The organism is Bacillus paramycoides (assembly GCF_001884235.1).
Lineage (GTDB): Bacteria > Bacillota > Bacilli > Bacillales > Bacillaceae_G > Bacillus_A > Bacillus_A paramycoides.
In genome coordinates, this window is sequence record NZ_MAOI01000004.1 from 12,539 (window position 1) to 29,817 (window position 17,279).

A 17,279-nucleotide genomic window follows, 5' to 3' on the forward strand; every position below is an offset into this window, starting at 1 on the left:
TGTAAAATTGATTGAAGTGTATCTGGTTAGGCAATAAGAATTCATACAGGCAGTCAGCCAAACAAGTATTACATCATAAAACAACGTAGAAAATAATTATTTTTATCTGAGTAACGTTTTTGACTTGTTAATACAGAAAGGCTGCATTATTTAGGAGGGTTAATTAGAAATTGCTTTTTTAATCTGCTTTCGAGATGAATGTGTTTTGTTATTATTATTTAAAGTAAACCCAACACCTGCTGCCAAGCACGCGGAAACAACTAAAAGCCAAAATGCTGCATCATAGGAACCATTGAAAAAACTAATAATTAATCCAATAACAGCAGGAGAAATTGCACCAGCAACTTGACCTGCAAAGCTTACGAGTCCCGATATTGAGCCAATGACTTCCTTTGGTCCATATTTTAATACTATAGTAAGAAGTGTCGTTCCAATGAACGATATAGACATGGCAGTCAGTGTAAAAAAGGTGATAAAAAATGCTATATTTGTAGCATTTGACATCAAAATAATAAATACTGCAGTTAAAACAGAACCTGTAATAACAAGGTACTTTTCCGTACCTATCATGTATTTATCAAGAAGCCAGCCATTTAGATTAAACATTATAAAACTCGCAATATACGGGATTACTATTAATCCACCAGCCGAAACTAAATCAAGCCCTTTTTCTTTCACCAAGTATATAGGCATCCAGGAAATCAGGCCCCAGTTGACTATACTTGCAAAAAACTTAGTGAAAACGATTTTCCATGTGTTATCCAGTTTAAATAACTCCTTCAAAACAACTTTATTCATTTTTTGGTTACTCTTTTCTATTGTTTTGATATCTTGAGGTTTTAAGACAAGCCAGAAAATAAAGGCTATTAAAAAACCAGGTATACCAAGACTTATAAACATTCCGCGCCAACCAAGTATTACTATGAGTGAAGCCGCAACTACACTGCCTAAAACCCCTCCAATACTTTGGGCAGACATGAAAAAGGAATTTGCCCTACCTCTTTCTTTTTCAGGGAAGGTTTCGTAGATCGATAATATTGCTGCTGAGTGAAACGGCCCTTCCCCTAATCCGAATAAAAAACGAATGCATAATAAAGAAGAAAAAGACCATGCAAAACCAGTCAACATCGTAAATACTGACCAACTTATGAGTGAAATAGTAATCATTATTCTTGCACCAAACTTATCTGTCAGCCACCCACCAAGCAGTTGCATAATAGAGTAGCTAAAAAAGAAAACACTTATCAGTAATCCGGTCTGTGATGGATTAAGTTGAAATTCTTCCTCAATAGGAATAATTCCCACATTAATTGCTAAACGATCAAAAAAACTTAAAATCATTCCTACGAAAAGAAGACCCAGAATAATGAATTTCCGTTTTCTATCCGGATAACTATTCATCTATTTTCACTCCTTTTTAGAGAACGCTTTCAAACAAAAGAGTTTATAGCCGCGAAGAAAATAATTATTCCTGGCTTTTGATTTATCTATTTTCTACTATTTGTTGTGAGTAACTCTTTTTCAACTCCTTCTTATCAATCTTTCCAATTGTTGTGAGTGGAAAGGTTTCACGGAAATAAACCTCTTTAGGTACCATGTATTTAGAAGTATTTTGTCTGCAAAAATTGATTATCTCGTCTTCAGTACAACTAGCTCCCTTCTTTTTAGAAATAATTACACATACCGCTTCACCCCAATCAGGATGAGGAATGCCAATACACGCGCACAGAGAAACCGCTGGATGCTGATTCACTACATGCTCTACTTCTGCTGAATATACATTCATCCCGCCAGAAATGATCATATCCTTCTTCCGATCCACAATATAAAGGAATCCACTCTCATCCCACTTCCCAATATCACCTGTGTAAAGCCAGCCGTCACGGATTACCTTTTTAGTTAGTTCTGGCCTTTGATAATATCCAGCCATCATTGCTGGGGATTTAATAATAATCTCTCCATTTTCTAAGGGCTTAACATCATTGCCGTGATCGTCAATAATACGAATCTCCGTCAATAAGCATGGCTTTCCACAACTTTTTAATGCCTCTAATTTATTATGGAATGCCCACATATGAGCACTTTTAGAAAATCTTGAGATAACAATATTACATTCTGTCATTCCATACTGTTGGCGAATAACAGGTCCAAACACTTCAAAAGCTTCCTTCAAACGTTCTTGAGAAATAGGTGAAGCACCGTAATAGATATTTCGTAAGGAGCTCACATTGTAAGTACTCTTCTTTGTCAGGTCGAGTAGTCTGTATAACATTGTTGGTACCATAAATGTAGTTGTAATCCTATAATCCTTAATTGCGTTCATAATCTGTTCCCCTTGAAATCCATGCATAATATAAACGTGCACTCCTGAGATAAGAGATCTCCATAGAAGCGAACCAGCTGAATGCACGAGCGGTGTACTCAACAACACCCTATCCTGGTCATCAAGTGGATCCTCAATACAAGCAGAGATCATAGCAGCTCCTAGTCCTTTTTGGGAATGCATTACACCTTTAGGAGTTCCTGTAGTTCCACCTGTATAAGATAAAAGGGCAATATCTTCTGGTAAGACAGTCGGTACATCTAGACATACTGATTGTTTTGGCCATCGGAATACCTCGAATTTTTCAGGATAATGTATATCGAATCCAGGCAGACCAATAACGTGGACCGAGCTTTCTTCTGCTCCTTCTAAGTATTCAAGAACTGTTTGAACATGAGAGTTTGTTGCCATAATGACCAATTTGGGTTTTGCTTCATTCAAAATATAGTCAACTTCACGAACCCCTAGTTTTTCTCCTAAGGGTATTAAAGTAGCTCCGCATTGAGCAAAAGCTACATTAAACAATACATTCTCAAGACTGTTTGGAATAAGAGTGGCCACATGGGTACCTTTCTCCACACCTAAATAGAGTAGATACTCTGCTATGCATCGTGATTTTTCTAGTAGCTCCTTGTATGTTAATGTTTCTTCTTCTGGCAATAAGGTGATAGCTGGCAATTCACCAAATCTCTCTATTCCTTTTAAAAGCAGTGATTGGAATGTCATCTGTTCCATAAATAACCATACCTCCTATTAATCTATTAGCGGACTCCCACCGCTTTTATGTTTTGTAAATGATCTATAGCTTGAGACTGATAATTCAAGCGTTTTAATATTTCTTCCGTATGCTGTCCTAACGCTGGGGCTGAATTCTGTAAAGAAGGAAGTGATGTAGAAAATAGTGTAGGAAATCGAATCTGTAGTTCTTCTTCCCCTGTTTCCGTATTAATATAATTGTTGAAAATCTGACGTACTTTTAAATGTTGATCTTTGATAACATCAATGGCACTATTGACAGGAGCCCATGGTATATCCAATAAATTGAAATTTCTTTCCCAGTAGCTAAAGGACTTAGATAGAATGGTTTCTTTTATTAAATAGTGTAGCTCTACTTTTTTACGCATTCTGCATACAGGGTTTCTCCATTGCTCCACACTGCTATTAGGAAGTTCTTCCTGTAAGCATTGAAGGAACTTATCCCAAAACTTTTCTTCATTTAGTCCAAGGGTCAGCCATTTCCTATCTTTAGATTCATACATATCATTTCCAGGCATAACCAAGGGGCACTCTTTCCCCGAAAGCGCTTTCCCACTTTTGATTAGAGCAGGTAAGAACAGTCCCACCCAAGTCGCCAAAACATCCGTCATAGAAACATCCACATATTTCCCCTGCTTTGAATGTTTGGAATCCATAAAGGCAGCAAGGATTGAAAAAGCGGCCATTAGCCCTCCCGCCAAATCAGCTATTCGAGTAGCAGGTCGTGTCGTAGGCATTTCCATTTGCGATGGAATACCAATCATTCCGGCTAATGCTAAAAAGTTCAAATCATGGCCTGGACGATCCTTATAAGGACCTGTTTGTCCGTAACCGGACAAAGAACAATATACAATCTGTGGATTTATTTCTTTCACCTGCTCATATCCGAATCCCAAGCGTTTTAAAACACCTGGACGAAACCCCTCTAAAAATATATCTGCCTCCTCCACTAACTTCCGCAGAACCTCTTTCCCTTCTTCCTCTTTTAGATTAATGGCGATTGATTTCTTATTACGGTTCAACATATTGAATATCGGTTTTGCTGTCCCCCTAGTCGTATCACCATGCTCGGTATCTTCCACCTTAATAATTTCCATTCCTAAATCACCCAGTAGCATAGTACAGTATGGTCCAGGCAGCATTCGAGATAAATCAATGACTTTTATCTGTTTAAAATAATCACGATCCATCTATTTACTCTCCCTTCATTATCTTTTGAAATAATTACTTGAGGCCTTTTCTTTTAATAACTCCTTGGCAATCGTATTTCTCTGAATTTCAGAAGTACCACTAAGAATCCTAAACATCCTTGCACTTCTGTACATTTTCTCGACAGGATGCCCTTTTTCTAATCCTTGCGATCCAAAAATTTGAATTGCCTTATCAGCTACACGGTTGACCATTTCTGCTGCATACAGCTTAGCCATCGAAGCATCAATTCGTTTTTCTTCTCCCCGATCAATTTTTTCAATGACATCATAAACCATACATCTAGCCGCATAAATTTCCGTAGCCATATCGGCAAGCATATGCTGGATGGCCTGGAATTCCCCAATCGCTCTCCCAAATTGAATCCTAGTTTGAGCTTGTTTAATTGATAAGTCGAGAAGATATTGAGCTATCCCAACAAATCCACAAGCATGTGAAGCGCGATTTACACTAATTCTTTGCAATCCAAGTAACAATCCTTTTCCCGATTCTCCTATAATATTGGAAGCTGGCACCCGACATTGGTTAAATATTAATTCAGCATGGATACGTTCTCCTGAAATTGGAACTTGAATATTACCTAATTCAAAACCTGAAGTATTCGGTGTTTTTTTGTCTACAATAAAGGCTGTGATTCTCTCTTTCTTTTCGCTTAGCAATTCTTTAGCCATAACAATAGCAAAATCAGCATAAGGAGCCGCACTTATATAGTGCTTCTTTCCATTTAATATATAGTCATCGCCGTCTCTAACAGCTGTTGTCTCAATTGCAAATGCATCTGAACCAGCATTAGGTTCCGTTAGGGCAAAACAACAACTAGTCTCGCCAGTTACAATCGGCATAATATATTTCTCTTTCTGTTCTTGTGTAAAACTGCCCAACATTTGCCCAATCCTCAACGGTCCTCCTATTTCACCAATAACTTGTCCCCATAATATCGCTCCCGAACGAGCAAGTTCTTCTTTCAGTATGCATAGTCCTTTTAAGCTAAGATTTTGTCCTCCAAGCTCTTTAGGTAGGTTAATCCCGTAAAACCCCAATTCTCTAGATCGTTTTCTCACCCATTTAATTGCTTCCATTGGAATATCCTCTTCTGCATTCAATTTTTGTTCTGCTTCAAAAGGAAGCAATTCATCTTGAATGAACCTGCACAAGTTTGTATGAAGTACATTTAAATCCTTTTCAGATACTGTTATCATTTATTCCCCTTCTTTCTACTTATTTAATTTCATACGGTTTAATAAATACCTAGATTGTAATCTGCTCGCCTATCTCGCATCATAATTTCACTTTCTTAAGTTTTTAAAATCTGAAATTTATAAATATTTAGTTTATTATAAGTATAATTTTTATTTAAGTAAATTAACGATTATTTATAATAACTTAAATAAAATTGATATTAGATTGCTAAAAAATGCTTAAAATAAAAAATAGTACGTATCCTAAGATAACGTACTATTTTTAGATATATATTCAAGACATTTAACAAACTCTTTCCCAGCTTTTGATAAGCCATGTTTCTTCGATTGTACCCACCCTAAATCTAAGGAATTACGATCTATATTGACTAAAGGAATAGCAATAAGTTCACCACTCAAATAATATGGATCGCTACTTATTCCAATATCATAAGAAAAAGAAATAGCTAAATTCTCTGCCACTGTTTTTTTCATAATTTCTGTATTATTTGTAGAAAATAAGATATTCATTTTTCCAAAATGCTTAAAATAATATTGAATAAAGGAATTCATGTTCGGCCCGTTATAGACCACAAGATTTTGTCCAATTAATTCCTGTGGAGTTACACTTTTTAGGTTAGCCAATGGAGAATGTTTACTAACAGTGACAATAAGCTTTCCTTCTAATAAAATCCGGAAATCCAATCCTTCTTCTTTCAATTTTCTTTTTGGGAGATGCATTAATCCAATGTCAACTTTATTCTTAATTACATCCTCGATAACGTAATATCCACCTTTTTCCTCTATAAAAACGTTTACATTGGGATGCTTATTCTTAAACAAAGCTAAAGCTTGAGGCAAAATGGTGAGAAATAGTCCTTGAGTGGATGAAAGTCTCAATTCCTTCTCCATAACATCTGTATAAGTATTAGCTTTATCTCTTATTTCTTGTAGTTTGCTAACAACCTCATAGGCTTTTTGAATAATGTCCTTTCCTTCTTTTGTTGGTATTGTCCCCGCTCGCGAGCGCTCGAATATTTTTATACCTAATTCTTTCTCTAGACTCGTAATGGCCATACTAATTCCAGCCTGAGAGATATGTAGACTCTCTGATGAAATAGAAATTGATCTTGTCTCAGCAACCCTAATGATATATTGTAATTGTTCAATGTTCATTACAAATCTTCTCCTCCAATTGTAGAAGAGTGTTCTCTTCAAAAATTATTAATATGTCATTTTTAGCTATGCCTAATGGGATTATATAATCCTATCTTACCTCTTCTGTAAAACAGCTTCTTATATTCTATAGATATACAATTAATTCGTGATTCATTAATAATAATCCTGTGGATACTCCGTTTCATACCAAAATTCAAGACTGCCTATTACCATATAGCAGCTGCTTATCAACACATTTTTACCCTATTATGTTTTAAAACATAGAGGGGTAGCACCACATCGCTATCAACTTAAGAAACACATTCTTCCCCAAAACGAAAAAAATGAGCTGAGTTCTCATAAATAACTGTAGAGATATAAAATTTTCGTTTTGGGGTTATTTCAAAATCTTAGCTTGATGGATGTGTGATACTACCCCAATAAGTTCATGCCAAAAAACGCTATTCTTTCCTATGGTTCTACAGAAAGAATAGCGTTTTTTTCATTTTAAAGAAATTTAGTTTTGTTAGCTTGATAGAGATGTAGTGCTACTTCTATATAATTAAATAATTTTGATAAGAAAACTTATCAAAATTACCGTAACAATGGGTATGATTAAAATGAAAATATATAGTGAAGAATTTAATTTTTCTTTAAAATCTTTTCTATTAACAATGAAATGAATACAAGCTACTAAACATAAAAAAATTTAAAAATATAAAATGAATTTTTGCACTATTAAATTGAGCCCTAATTTGTTATAAGAAAAAAGACCGACAAGTACAAGTATAGATAGTATTAAGCGTAAATTTTTTGTATCATAAAACTCACCATTTAATTAGCATATATTCTTCTTGTTCCCCACCATGTTCTTCCAATAGTTATACCTCTTCCATTGTCAATCATAACAACATATGCTGCTGAAAAGCCAATAATAGCTGCAATTAGTCCTGTTGGTACACTTGCAGGTAATATTATATATCCTGCAGCTGCTAATTCTGCAGCAACCCAAGCAGCTACACTTGCTGTACCAAGAACTTTAACAAGTTTAGAAGTTTCTCTTTCATTTAATTTTAATCCAAATCCCCACGAATAAAATTCTGCTGATACATATTGAGGTTGATCTTTAACAAATTGTTGCATTTTAATTTGTGCATATTGCTCAAAATCAGCTGTTGGGTTGAGATTTATAACATTACCATTAGTGTCTGATTGAAGATTAAGATAACCATTTTTGATTAAATCATTTTCTTGTTGAATCCCTATTATGTAGTTATTGTATTGTTCAGAAGAAACTCCAATTTGTTCTGCATTTCCATTAACATATAAATATCCTTAAAACTTCTAATATAGAGTATATTGTTTACGCACACTTATTTACAACTTAAACTAACTACAGTAGCAATAGATTGTGCTACCTGTTCCCAGCTTCCATCTATCATTCTTCCAAGCTGTTGACCAAGTGTATTTAAACCATTTGGATTAACGGGAATCCCATTATACGCAGCAATAATTGATAAAAGTGGAGCCGCAACTGGTGTCCAACCACCCCTATCAATATTATATTTAGGCCCATCTATTACCTTTCCATCTTGTACTGTAAACTCATAATAAAATTGATCATCTAGACGATAACTTAAATGATGAGAAATTTTCCCCTTAACATATATCTTCCCTTCGCCTAAATTTACTACTTCTACTTCTTTTACATTAAATTCATGATCAAATATTTTTAGTTTTTTTACTTCAGGACCATGTAACGCAGCATTAACAGCTGTCTCCAAATTATTCTGTCCAAAAGGTTGAATATTAATAGTTTTTGATTCCACTTGCTGAATAGAACCTTCTGTTTCTGCAGCAAACACTGATGTAGATGGTATTACTCCTGTAGCTAACATTGCTGCAAGAGCGGTTGACATTACTAATTTACGTTTCATTTTCATAGTTTTCTTCCTCCTTTTTAATATACGGTATATAACCTTTTAAATACTGACATGGTACATTATTTAAAGAATTTAAATAATTTTCAAATAATTTATATCATAAATTTAAAATGAATTATATATTACAATGATTACATATTTATTAAAACATTAAATTTTCAGTGCGTAAATAGTAGAATTTTGTCGATTACATTCAGTAATTTAGTTATTACGCATTAATATGAGCGAAAATATTATACTTCTAAAATTACTGTTTTATTTTATTTGTTTAATTATAACAATTATAATTTGGTATATCGGTTAAAAAAATAACTATTTTAATCTGTAAAGAAAATTGAATATAATTTAAAATTTTATCAATATAATTTAATAACTGTCTGTAGAGAAGGAAAAAATGTTTTTAGGGTCTACTGAATATTTTTAAGTTGATGGATGTGGGGTGGGATCCCATCGCTATCAAGCTAAGAAAATGTATCCTTGAACTACCCCCACTTTCACTTCGTTTAGAAGTGGGGGATTCCTAAGTAAAGAGTTCTATCGAACTCTAATTTATTAGGCTATCTCCGCAGTCCTTGCGGTTAGAAGCCTTATCGCTTCATTCTTTAGATTGATACTTGCGTTAATATCCCTATCATGATGTGTACTACAAGAAGGGCAATCCCATTTACGTAGGTTTAGATTTTTAACGTCTTTGTTTTGATATCCACAACAAGAACATAATTGGCTTGAAGCAAATGTTTTCGATACGACAATGACTTGTTTGCCGTACCATGTTGCTTTATATTCCAACATGGTTCGAAACTGTGACCATGATACCTCACTAATTGCTTTTGCTAACTTATGATTCTTTAACATATTCGATACTTGCAAATCTTCTATACCGATAACATCGTGGTTTTTGATGATTTCAGTTGAGATTTTGTCCAAGTAATCTTTTCTAGCGTTTGACATGTATTCATGAATTCTAGCAACTTTTATTCGTTGTTTATTCCAGCGAGAAGATCCTTTCGTTCTTCTAGAAAGAACACGCTGTGCTTTCGCTAACTTCTCTTCTAATGATCGAAAAAACTTCGGATTTTTATAGGTTGTTCCATCTGACAAAATGGCAAAATCTTTTAGTCCTACATCAATTCCAATGTAAGAATGTGTTTTCGGAAATTCTTGCACTTCTGTTTCCACTAACAATGACACAAAGTATCTGCCAGAAGGGTTCCGTCTAACCGTAGCATTTAAAATACGTCCATTTACTTCACGACTTTTGGCAAATCGAACAAGACCTAGTTTTGGCAATTTAATTTTATTTCCTACAACGGCAATGTTTTCATTTGTTTGTTTTGTGGTGTAAGATTGTACGGTATTCTTCTTAGATTTGAAACGCGGAGCACTGTTTTGTTTTTTGAAAAAACGTGTATAAGCATCCGCAAGGTTGCGAACAGACGACTGAATAGCAATGCTATCTACTTCTTTTAACCAAACAAACTCTTTCTTCATGGCAGGAAGTTTGGCAGAGCATGTACCATATGTCAAATCTTTTCCTGTTTCTTTGTATGCGTTATCCCATAGAGATAGGAAATGATTGAATACAAAACGAGAACAACCAATCGTTTTATTGATTAAAGTTACTTGTGCTTTATTTGGATATATACGAAATTTATATGCTTTATTGATAATCATTCGTTTCACCTCCATTTCGACATGTGTCTATCATACAACAAACATACATTCGATAGGTAGTGAAGTGATAATGACAAATTGCCCCGTAACACTTTACATATGTCGAACAATTAAGATGGCTTCATGCCATCTCTTGTCCGAAGCCAATTCATCTCCCACCTACTCACTGGGCTGCGACCCTTCACGTTCCTTGAGGAAGGAGTCTTCTTGGCTAAAATGATAAAACGAAAAAAAACGCTATTCTTTTTGTAGAAATATACAGAAAGGGTGGCGTTTTATATGCCAAATATTTCTTTTTATTGTTGATTTAGTGTATGTTTTTCGCATTTTTCTAGTAGAACCACATCATCATCAAACAGTGGAAAAATTAAAGAAAGAAAAAAAGATGCCAGTAGGCATCCAAATATACGAAGTGAAATATCTCAATAGCTTAGTAATGAGACCTGTTATTAAAAACGAGTTCGTTCGATGTTAGCTTTTAGCATAGCTAAATCTATTCCTTCTCAAATAGAAGCTATGTATATAGTAAAAAATACAACTTGTTTTCCCGAACAAATTTGGTTAAAGTCAAGTGAAATGTATCCATTAATGGTTTGGGATTACTGTTTAAAATCACATTCCATTAAGAATCTATGTGCCGATTTCAAACAAATGTAATCTTTGTCCTAGATTTATACTGTGCTGTAATGATGTTTGAAATTATTTCGCAGCGCTTCCTTCAGAAATTTTCCAACCGAGGTCTTTGGCAATTCGTCCATAAATACTACATCATCAGGAATCCACCACTTAGCAAACTGGTTTCTTAAAAATACTATAAGCTCTTCCTTAGTTATATGATTTTTGTAGTCATCCTTCAACACCACACATGCAAGCGGTCGTTCCTGCCATTTCTCATGTGGTATAGCAATTACCGCTGCTTCAAAAACGGCTTCGTGTGACATAAGGGCATTTTCAAGATCTATGGATGAAATCCATTCACCGCCACTCTTAATTAAATCTTTTGTTCGATCCGTCAACTTAATATAACCATGTTGATTCACTGTCGCTATATCCCCTGTATAGAGCCATCCATCTCGAAAAGCTTCGTGAGTACGTTCATCTCGATAATATTCGCTAGCAATCCAAGGTCCTCTTATCCCCAATTCTCCCATCGTCTTTCCATCCCATGGCACTGTACCATTTTCATTCGTGATTTGCACATCGAGTCCAGGCACAACAAGCCCTTGTTTTGCTCGTATCTCTATCTTTTCATCTATGGACAACTGTTTCATACTAGATGTTAGGATAGCTAGACTGACAAGTGGACCAGTTTCTGTCATGCCATATGCTTGAACGAATGGTACACCATACGTTTCCTCGAATGCACAAATGAGACTTTTAGGCGCTGCGGCGCCCCCTGATATTATCATACGAAGAGAACTAATGTCTCTTGGATTCATTTCAAGTTCCTTTAACATGCCAAGCCAAATAGTTGGGACTCCCGCCGTAAGGGTAACCTTCTCTTCTTCAATAAGATTTGCAAGAATGGCTGGTGTAAAAGACGGACCTGGCAAGACCTGTGTCGTTCCGAACCAGGCAGATGCAAATGGTAATCCCCATGCATTAGCATGAAACATAGGAACGATTGGCATACAAATATCCTGTTCCGATAAAGACATTGAATCTGCAAGACCTAGCGTCATACTGTGAAGGACAATTCCTCGATGAGTATACACAACCCCCTTCGGATTTCCTGTCGTTGCCGAAGTGTAACACATACCAGCAGGAGCGTTTTCATCCAAGTCATGCAAAAACGGAAACTCCTCATCGCCCTGCTGTAGTAAGTGCTCATAAGAATACACATTGGATAACGTTGTTTCTGGCGGAGTTTCATCATCACTCATAATGATATATGCCTTTACAGTCGAAAGTTTGTCCGCAATGTTTTCTATTATTGGCAGCAAATCCTTATCCACCAATAGCACCTCATCCTCAGCATGATTAATAATATACACAAGATGTTCCGGAGAAAGCCTAATGTTAATCATATGCAAAACGGCACCTCGGCACGGTACCGCAAAATACGTCTCCAAGTGACGATGGTGATTCCATGCAAAACTTCCAATTTTCGTCCCCTGTTGCATACCCAATTTCACTAGCATGCTGGCTAGTCTTCGAGTTCGTTTTCCAATCTCAGCGTATGTTAAGCGATGGATTTTGTCACCTGTACGCGATACAACGTACTTATGCGGAAAATATCGTTCCGCCCGTTCAATAAAGGATGTTAGTAATAACGGTGTATTCATCACCATAATCAGCTCCTCATATTTTTATGAATGGTAAAAGCCTCTTCTTTATACTTATTTACCTCTAAACAAACATCAGGATTAGCAGTAATTTTGGCATGGGGTAAATATTACACACAGGCGATATTTTCATCAATTCAGTTACCCTATTTATAAATATTAAATAAAGAATATTCAGATAATTATTTGCGATATTTTTCTAGCTCAATCTAACAAGGTGTCTTCTCTTCATAAACCAAGGTTTTTAGCAATGATACTTTTCATGATTTGATTTGTTCCAGCATAAATCGCTGCTACCGGTATGTCTCTGTATCTTCGAGCAATAGGATATTCCTCCATGTACCCATATCCCCCATGGAGTTGCATACATTCACCTGCGACTCGCTTTGCCATTTCTGTCAACCACCATTTTGCCATAGAGACTTGGGTTACAATATCTTTTCCCTCCATATGATCCGCAATTAGGTTGTCTAAAAAAGTACGACCAATTTCCACTTCCGTCGCCATTTCCGCAATTTTGAACTGAGTATTTTGAAATTTACTAATTGCCTGACCAAACGCCTTTCTGCTTTTTGTATATTCTATTGTCATATTTAACATTTCTTCTGCTGCTACTTGTGCTCCGATCGCTACTACTAAACGTTCCTGCTGCAATTTTTCCATCAAATAATAAAATCCTTTTCCTTCTTCTCCCAACAGATTACTAGCTGGTACACGAGCATCCTCAAAGATTAGTTCTGCCGTATCTTGACTATGAAGGCCAACCTTATCCAATTTTTTTCCCCTTGAAAAGCCCGGAGTACCCCGTTCTACTACAATAAGACTAACTCCTTTGTAACCAGGGGTTGCTTTCGGATTCGTTTTACATGCTACAACAACCAAGTCTGAATGAATCCCATTTGTAATAAATGTTTTTTCACCATTTAAAATATAAAAATCTCCATCTCTTACAGCTGTTGTTTTAATATTTGCAAGATCTGATCCTGTTCCTGGTTCTGTCATCGCAATGGCTGTAATTAAATTCCCACTGACACATCCTGGGAGCCAACGTTCTTTCTGTTCTTCTGTTCCATAAGTATCTAGATATGGAACGACAATATCATTATGCAGTCCTATTCCAATTAAACTAGTACCCACACGCTCCAATTCTTCATTTAAAATTACGGAGTATGCAAAATCAGCATTAAGCCCTCCATATTTCTCATCTACCCACGGACAAAGAAACCCTTCATTCCCCATTTTACCCCAAAATTGACGTGGGATTATGCGTTCTTGTTCCCACCGTTCGTAGTGCGGAACCGCTTCTTTTTCTAAAAATTTACGAAGGGCACTGCGAAAAATTTTATGCTCTTCATGCAGGTATGTGTTAGCCATACTTCCACTCCCTCTTTCGCTATTGTTTGTTAGAATCAAATATATCTCTCTTCATACATAATTATCATTATCTGCATTGACTAGAGGCATCTAAAACCAGAATATGCACTGTTTCAAGAACGTTATTATTTATGGAGCTTCCTTATCATACTTAAAAATACAACTTATTCCGAAATAGTGTCGAAAATCTGATTTTCTTTTTTTAGTTTTAATTTTTGTAGTATTTCTTCAGTATGGGCTCCAACCTTCACTCCCACAAATCTATACTCCGGCTTATATGCCGAAAATTTAATTGGGCAAGCAATCTGTCTTTGAGACGTCCCATCAGGCTTCGGAACTTCCACAATCATTTCCCTTGCTTTTATTTGCAGATGCTCACAAGCTTCAGAGAACTTGAGCACAGGCTCTACACAAGCAGGCAGGTCAGCAAAAATAACTGACCACTCTTTATATGTTTTACTGAGAAAAGCTTTTGTGATTATTTCTTTAAAGGTAATTATATCCTCTTCGTTTTCACTCATCCCAAGTTCTATCAGTTCCGGATGTCCGATAGCTTCACATAATAGTTTTCTAAATGGCGATTCGAGACTCCCTACAGAAAAGTACCGGCCATCTTTTGTTTCGTAATAATCATAAAAGGTTCCACCGTTTAACACCGTCTTTTCAGGAGTTGGTTCTATTCCAGACGTCAAATATCCCGGTCCAAATAAAGCGTTTAAAGCAAAAGTAGTGTCAGTCATACTAACATCAATATATTGACCTTCACCAGTTTCTTTCCGATGAATTACTGCCGTTAAGATGGCTATGACAGTATGTAAAGAACCACCTGCAATATCTGCAATCTGAATTCCCATCGGGACAGGTCTGCTATTTTTACGAGCTGAATACCCAGCTACTCCTGAGATTGCCATATAGTTATTGTCATGTCCTGGACGATTTCGGTAAGGACCGTTTTGTCCATATCCAGTAAGAGAACAGTAGATTAGGTTGGGATTTACTTCTCTAAGTTCCTCATACCCCAATCCTAATCTCTTCATTACCCCTGGACGAAATTGTTCTAAAACAATATCGTATTCTTGTATAAGTTGTTTCACAAGATTTACAGAATCCGATTTCTTTAGATCCAGCGTAATCGATTGCTTTGAACGATTAAGGTAGCCATGTGCAGCAGATTCTTCACCGTCCTTCGGATAAAAATTTCTAACTAAATCAGGTCTTGTTGGTGATTCGACTCGCAAAACTTCAGCTCCCAGATCCGCAAGCATCATAGTTGCATAAGGGCCCGGCAGTAATCCTGAAAAATCCAAGATTTTAATAGAGTTTAATAAAGCCATTTGCTCACCTTCTCTACAATTATTATTTATAGTAACTAACCATTTTTTTACTTCGGCTGCATACGAATCGCACCATCTAGACGAATCGTGTATCCATTTAGCATCAGATTTTCAATGATACTTTGTACTAAATTTGCGTATTCATCCGGTTTTCCTAGACGCTGTGGAAACGGAACCGTGGCACCAAGCGCAATCTTTGCTTGTTCTGGGAGTGAATCGAATAACGGTGTTTCAAATAATCCAGGCGCAATTGTCATATTACGAATTCCATATCTTGCAAGCTCCCTAGCAATTGGTAATGTCATGCCGACGATACCCCCTTTAGAAGCGCTGTAGGCTACTTGTCCAATTTGTCCTTCAAAAGCAGCAACAGAAGCAGTACTGATAATAACGCCACGTTCTCCTTCTTCGTTAGGAACATTCCCTATCATTTTTTCGACAGCTAGTCGAATCACATTGAATGTTCCAATCAAGTTGACTTGTATAACTTTCGAAAAACTTGATAAATCATGGGGCTTGTTTTTAGTTAATACTTTTTCAACTGCACCAATTCCAGCGCAGTTAACCACTGCTTGAATAGAACCAAAAGCTTCTATTGTTTTTTCTAGAGCCTCGCATACGTCAAATTCATTTGTAACATCCGTTTGTACGAAAATAACATTCTCATGCCCTAACTCTTCTACAAGAGCAAGTCCTTTTTCTTTAGCTAAATCAAGAATGGAAGCTTTCCCACCATTCTGTACAATCTTTCTTACTGTTGCTTCCCCTAATCCTGAACTTCCTCCAGTTACAACTGCTACACAATCTTGTAATCTCATCATTTCTTCTCCTTTTCATAAATGAATATATTAATTTAAACGCTCAATAATGGTTGCATTTGCCATGCCATGCCCTTCACAAATCGCTTGTAAACCATAGCGCCCACCGGTTCTCTCCAATTCATGCATCAACGTAATCATTACACGCGCACCACTCGCACCAAGCGGATGACCAAGAGCAATTGCTCCACCATTTGGATTCAGCTTCGCCGGATCAGCGCCTATCTCTACTAACCAAACAAGTGGTACAGGAGCAAAAGCCTCGTTCACTTCGTATAAATCTATATCTTGAATAGTTAAACCAGCTTTTTGTAACACTTTACGTGTTGCTGAAATCGGACCAGTAAGCATTAATTCAGGGTCCGAACCAATGACAGAACGAGCAACTACTCGAAAACGCGGTTTCAAGCCGTACTCTTCAGCTTTTTCACGCGACATTAACAAGATAGCTGCAGCTCCATCACTAATTTGACTAGCATTTCCTGGGTGGATCTTACCGTTTTCCATGAATGCAGGTTTAAGCGCTCCTAGTTTTTCTAGTGTTGTTTCTCTTCTCGGTCCCTCATCTTGAGTTACTATAGTTTTTGTACCATCTGCAAGTGTAATCCCAATAGGGAGTATTTCTCGTTTGAATCTTCCTTCATCTTGCGCTTCTATAGCTTTACGATGGCTCTCTAATGAAAATTCGTCCAATTGATTACGACTAAATCCCCATTTCTCTGTTATTTTTTCTGCTGATAATCCTTGATTGAATTGTCCGTAGCGCGCTGTCAGCTTCTCATTCCATTTCGCTCCTTGCAAATTCGAAAACATCGGAACACGGGACATACTTTCTACTCCTGCCGCTACAACTACATCCATATCTCCGCTTAATATAGCTTGTGCAGCAAAATGAACCGCTTGTTGGCTCGAACCGCATTGACGATCAATCGTTATTCCGGGAACTTCTATAGGATAATCGGCGAGCAAAGCTGCAATCCTTGCGATATCTCCTGCTTGTTCCCCTGATTGAGATACGCATCCCATAATGACATCCTCAATTATTTCCGGCTGGATTCCCGTTCTTGTTATGATTTCTTTCAATACTTCCGCAGCTAAATCATCTGGACGAATTCCACTTAATACTCCTCCACGGCGGCCAACCGGAGTTCGGACCGCTTCTACAATAACAACCTCACGCATTATAAAACACTTCCTTTTTTTTTAGTTACACAAGTTGTGCTACCG

13 protein-coding genes and 1 pseudogene are annotated in these 17,279 nt (G+C 36.6%); 1 reads left to right on the forward strand and 13 read right to left on the reverse strand.

The annotated features are described in order from the left end of the window. Window positions 1-159: 159 nt before the first annotated feature. The 8 genes from BAU28_RS00130 to tnpB form a co-directional block, all read right to left on the reverse strand. On the reverse strand, window positions 160-1,401 hold the full coding sequence (locus BAU28_RS00130; RefSeq protein ID WP_071717331.1) for an MFS transporter: 1,242 nt from the start codon (window positions 1,399-1,401) through the stop codon (window positions 160-162). Between the two features lie 82 nt (window positions 1,402-1,483). Then, the gene (locus tag BAU28_RS00135) at window positions 1,484-3,058 is read right to left on the reverse strand and encodes a class I adenylate-forming enzyme family protein (protein WP_071717332.1); all 1,575 of its coding nucleotides are present in this window, start codon (window positions 3,056-3,058) and stop codon (window positions 1,484-1,486) included. A 26-nt stretch (window positions 3,059-3,084) separates the two neighbouring features. Further along, complete coding sequence (locus tag BAU28_RS00140) at window positions 3,085-4,269, reverse strand: CaiB/BaiF CoA transferase family protein (protein WP_071717333.1); 1,185 nt, start codon at window positions 4,267-4,269, stop codon at window positions 3,085-3,087. Window positions 4,270-4,287: 18 nt separating this feature from the next. Next, window positions 4,288-5,487 carry an acyl-CoA dehydrogenase family protein gene (locus BAU28_RS00145; protein WP_071717334.1) on the reverse strand — a complete coding sequence of 400 codons (1,200 nt, stop codon included), beginning with the start codon at window positions 5,485-5,487 and terminating at the stop codon, window positions 4,288-4,290. Between the two features lie 243 nt (window positions 5,488-5,730). Continuing rightward, window positions 5,731-6,642 carry a LysR family transcriptional regulator gene (locus BAU28_RS00150; RefSeq protein WP_071717335.1) on the reverse strand — a complete coding sequence of 304 codons (912 nt, stop codon included), beginning with the start codon at window positions 6,640-6,642 and terminating at the stop codon, window positions 5,731-5,733. Between the two features lie 816 nt (window positions 6,643-7,458). Then, the gene (locus BAU28_RS00155) at window positions 7,459-7,767 is read right to left on the reverse strand and encodes a hypothetical protein (protein WP_071717336.1); all 309 of its coding nucleotides are present in this window, start codon (window positions 7,765-7,767) and stop codon (window positions 7,459-7,461) included. 230 nt (window positions 7,768-7,997) lie between these two features. Next, the gene (locus BAU28_RS00160; protein WP_071717337.1) at window positions 7,998-8,567 is read right to left on the reverse strand and encodes a methyltransferase; all 570 of its coding nucleotides are present in this window, start codon (window positions 8,565-8,567) and stop codon (window positions 7,998-8,000) included. A gap of 552 nt (window positions 8,568-9,119) precedes the next feature. After that, window positions 9,120-10,241 carry an IS200/IS605 family element RNA-guided endonuclease TnpB gene (gene tnpB, locus BAU28_RS00165; protein WP_071717338.1) on the reverse strand — a complete coding sequence of 374 codons (1,122 nt, stop codon included), beginning with the start codon at window positions 10,239-10,241 and terminating at the stop codon, window positions 9,120-9,122. A 361-nt stretch (window positions 10,242-10,602) separates the two neighbouring features. Here tnpB and BAU28_RS31495 point away from each other — a divergent pair. Then, a pseudogene (locus tag BAU28_RS31495) lies at window positions 10,603-10,772 on the forward strand (IS6 family transposase); the annotation flags it as partial. Between the two features lie 140 nt (window positions 10,773-10,912). On the opposite strand, the gene BAU28_RS00175 reads toward BAU28_RS31495, so the two are convergent. The 5 genes from BAU28_RS00175 to BAU28_RS00195 all read right to left on the reverse strand — a co-directional run bounded on the left by BAU28_RS00175 (window position 10,913) and on the right by BAU28_RS00195 (window position 17,234). Continuing rightward, a complete protein-coding gene (locus tag BAU28_RS00175) occupies window positions 10,913-12,529 on the reverse strand; it encodes a long-chain fatty acid--CoA ligase (protein WP_083594438.1) in 1,617 nt (538 codons plus the stop codon). A gap of 225 nt (window positions 12,530-12,754) precedes the next feature. Continuing rightward, window positions 12,755-13,900 (reverse strand): acyl-CoA dehydrogenase family protein, encoded by a 1,146-nt coding sequence (locus BAU28_RS00180; RefSeq protein WP_071717341.1) that lies wholly within the window; start codon window positions 13,898-13,900, stop codon window positions 12,755-12,757. 164 nt (window positions 13,901-14,064) lie between these two features. After that, a complete protein-coding gene (locus tag BAU28_RS00185; RefSeq protein WP_071717342.1) occupies window positions 14,065-15,234 on the reverse strand; it encodes a CaiB/BaiF CoA transferase family protein in 1,170 nt (389 codons plus the stop codon). Between the two features lie 47 nt (window positions 15,235-15,281). Further along, the gene (locus BAU28_RS00190; RefSeq protein ID WP_071717343.1) at window positions 15,282-16,052 is read right to left on the reverse strand and encodes a 3-hydroxyacyl-CoA dehydrogenase; all 771 of its coding nucleotides are present in this window, start codon (window positions 16,050-16,052) and stop codon (window positions 15,282-15,284) included. A gap of 30 nt (window positions 16,053-16,082) precedes the next feature. Continuing rightward, complete coding sequence (locus BAU28_RS00195) at window positions 16,083-17,234, reverse strand: thiolase family protein (RefSeq protein WP_071717344.1); 1,152 nt, start codon at window positions 17,232-17,234, stop codon at window positions 16,083-16,085. Window positions 17,235-17,279 lie beyond the last annotated feature (45 nt).

Coding starts and splice junctions, on each gene's coding strand:
- BAU28_RS00130 (WP_071717331.1), bottom strand. CDS start 1,401: ATGAATAGTTATCCGGATAGAAAACGGAAATTCATTATTCTGGGTCTT.
- BAU28_RS00135 (WP_071717332.1), bottom strand. CDS start 3,058: ATGGAACAGATGACATTCCAATCACTGCTTTTAAAAGGAATAGAGAGA.
- BAU28_RS00140 (WP_071717333.1), bottom strand. CDS start 4,269: ATGGATCGTGATTATTTTAAACAGATAAAAGTCATTGATTTATCTCGA.
- BAU28_RS00145 (WP_071717334.1), bottom strand. CDS start 5,487: ATGATAACAGTATCTGAAAAGGATTTAAATGTACTTCATACAAACTTG.
- BAU28_RS00150 (WP_071717335.1), bottom strand. CDS start 6,642: ATGAACATTGAACAATTACAATATATCATTAGGGTTGCTGAGACAAGA.
- BAU28_RS00155 (WP_071717336.1), bottom strand. CDS start 7,767: ATGCAACAATTTGTTAAAGATCAACCTCAATATGTATCAGCAGAATTT.
- BAU28_RS00160 (WP_071717337.1), bottom strand. CDS start 8,567: ATGAAAATGAAACGTAAATTAGTAATGTCAACCGCTCTTGCAGCAATG.
- tnpB (WP_071717338.1), bottom strand. CDS start 10,241: ATGATTATCAATAAAGCATATAAATTTCGTATATATCCAAATAAAGCA.
- BAU28_RS00180 (WP_071717341.1), bottom strand. CDS start 13,900: ATGGCTAACACATACCTGCATGAAGAGCATAAAATTTTTCGCAGTGCC.
- BAU28_RS00185 (WP_071717342.1), bottom strand. CDS start 15,234: ATGGCTTTATTAAACTCTATTAAAATCTTGGATTTTTCAGGATTACTG.
- BAU28_RS00190 (WP_071717343.1), bottom strand. CDS start 16,052: ATGAGATTACAAGATTGTGTAGCAGTTGTAACTGGAGGAAGTTCAGGA.
- BAU28_RS00195 (WP_071717344.1), bottom strand. CDS start 17,234: ATGCGTGAGGTTGTTATTGTAGAAGCGGTCCGAACTCCGGTTGGCCGC.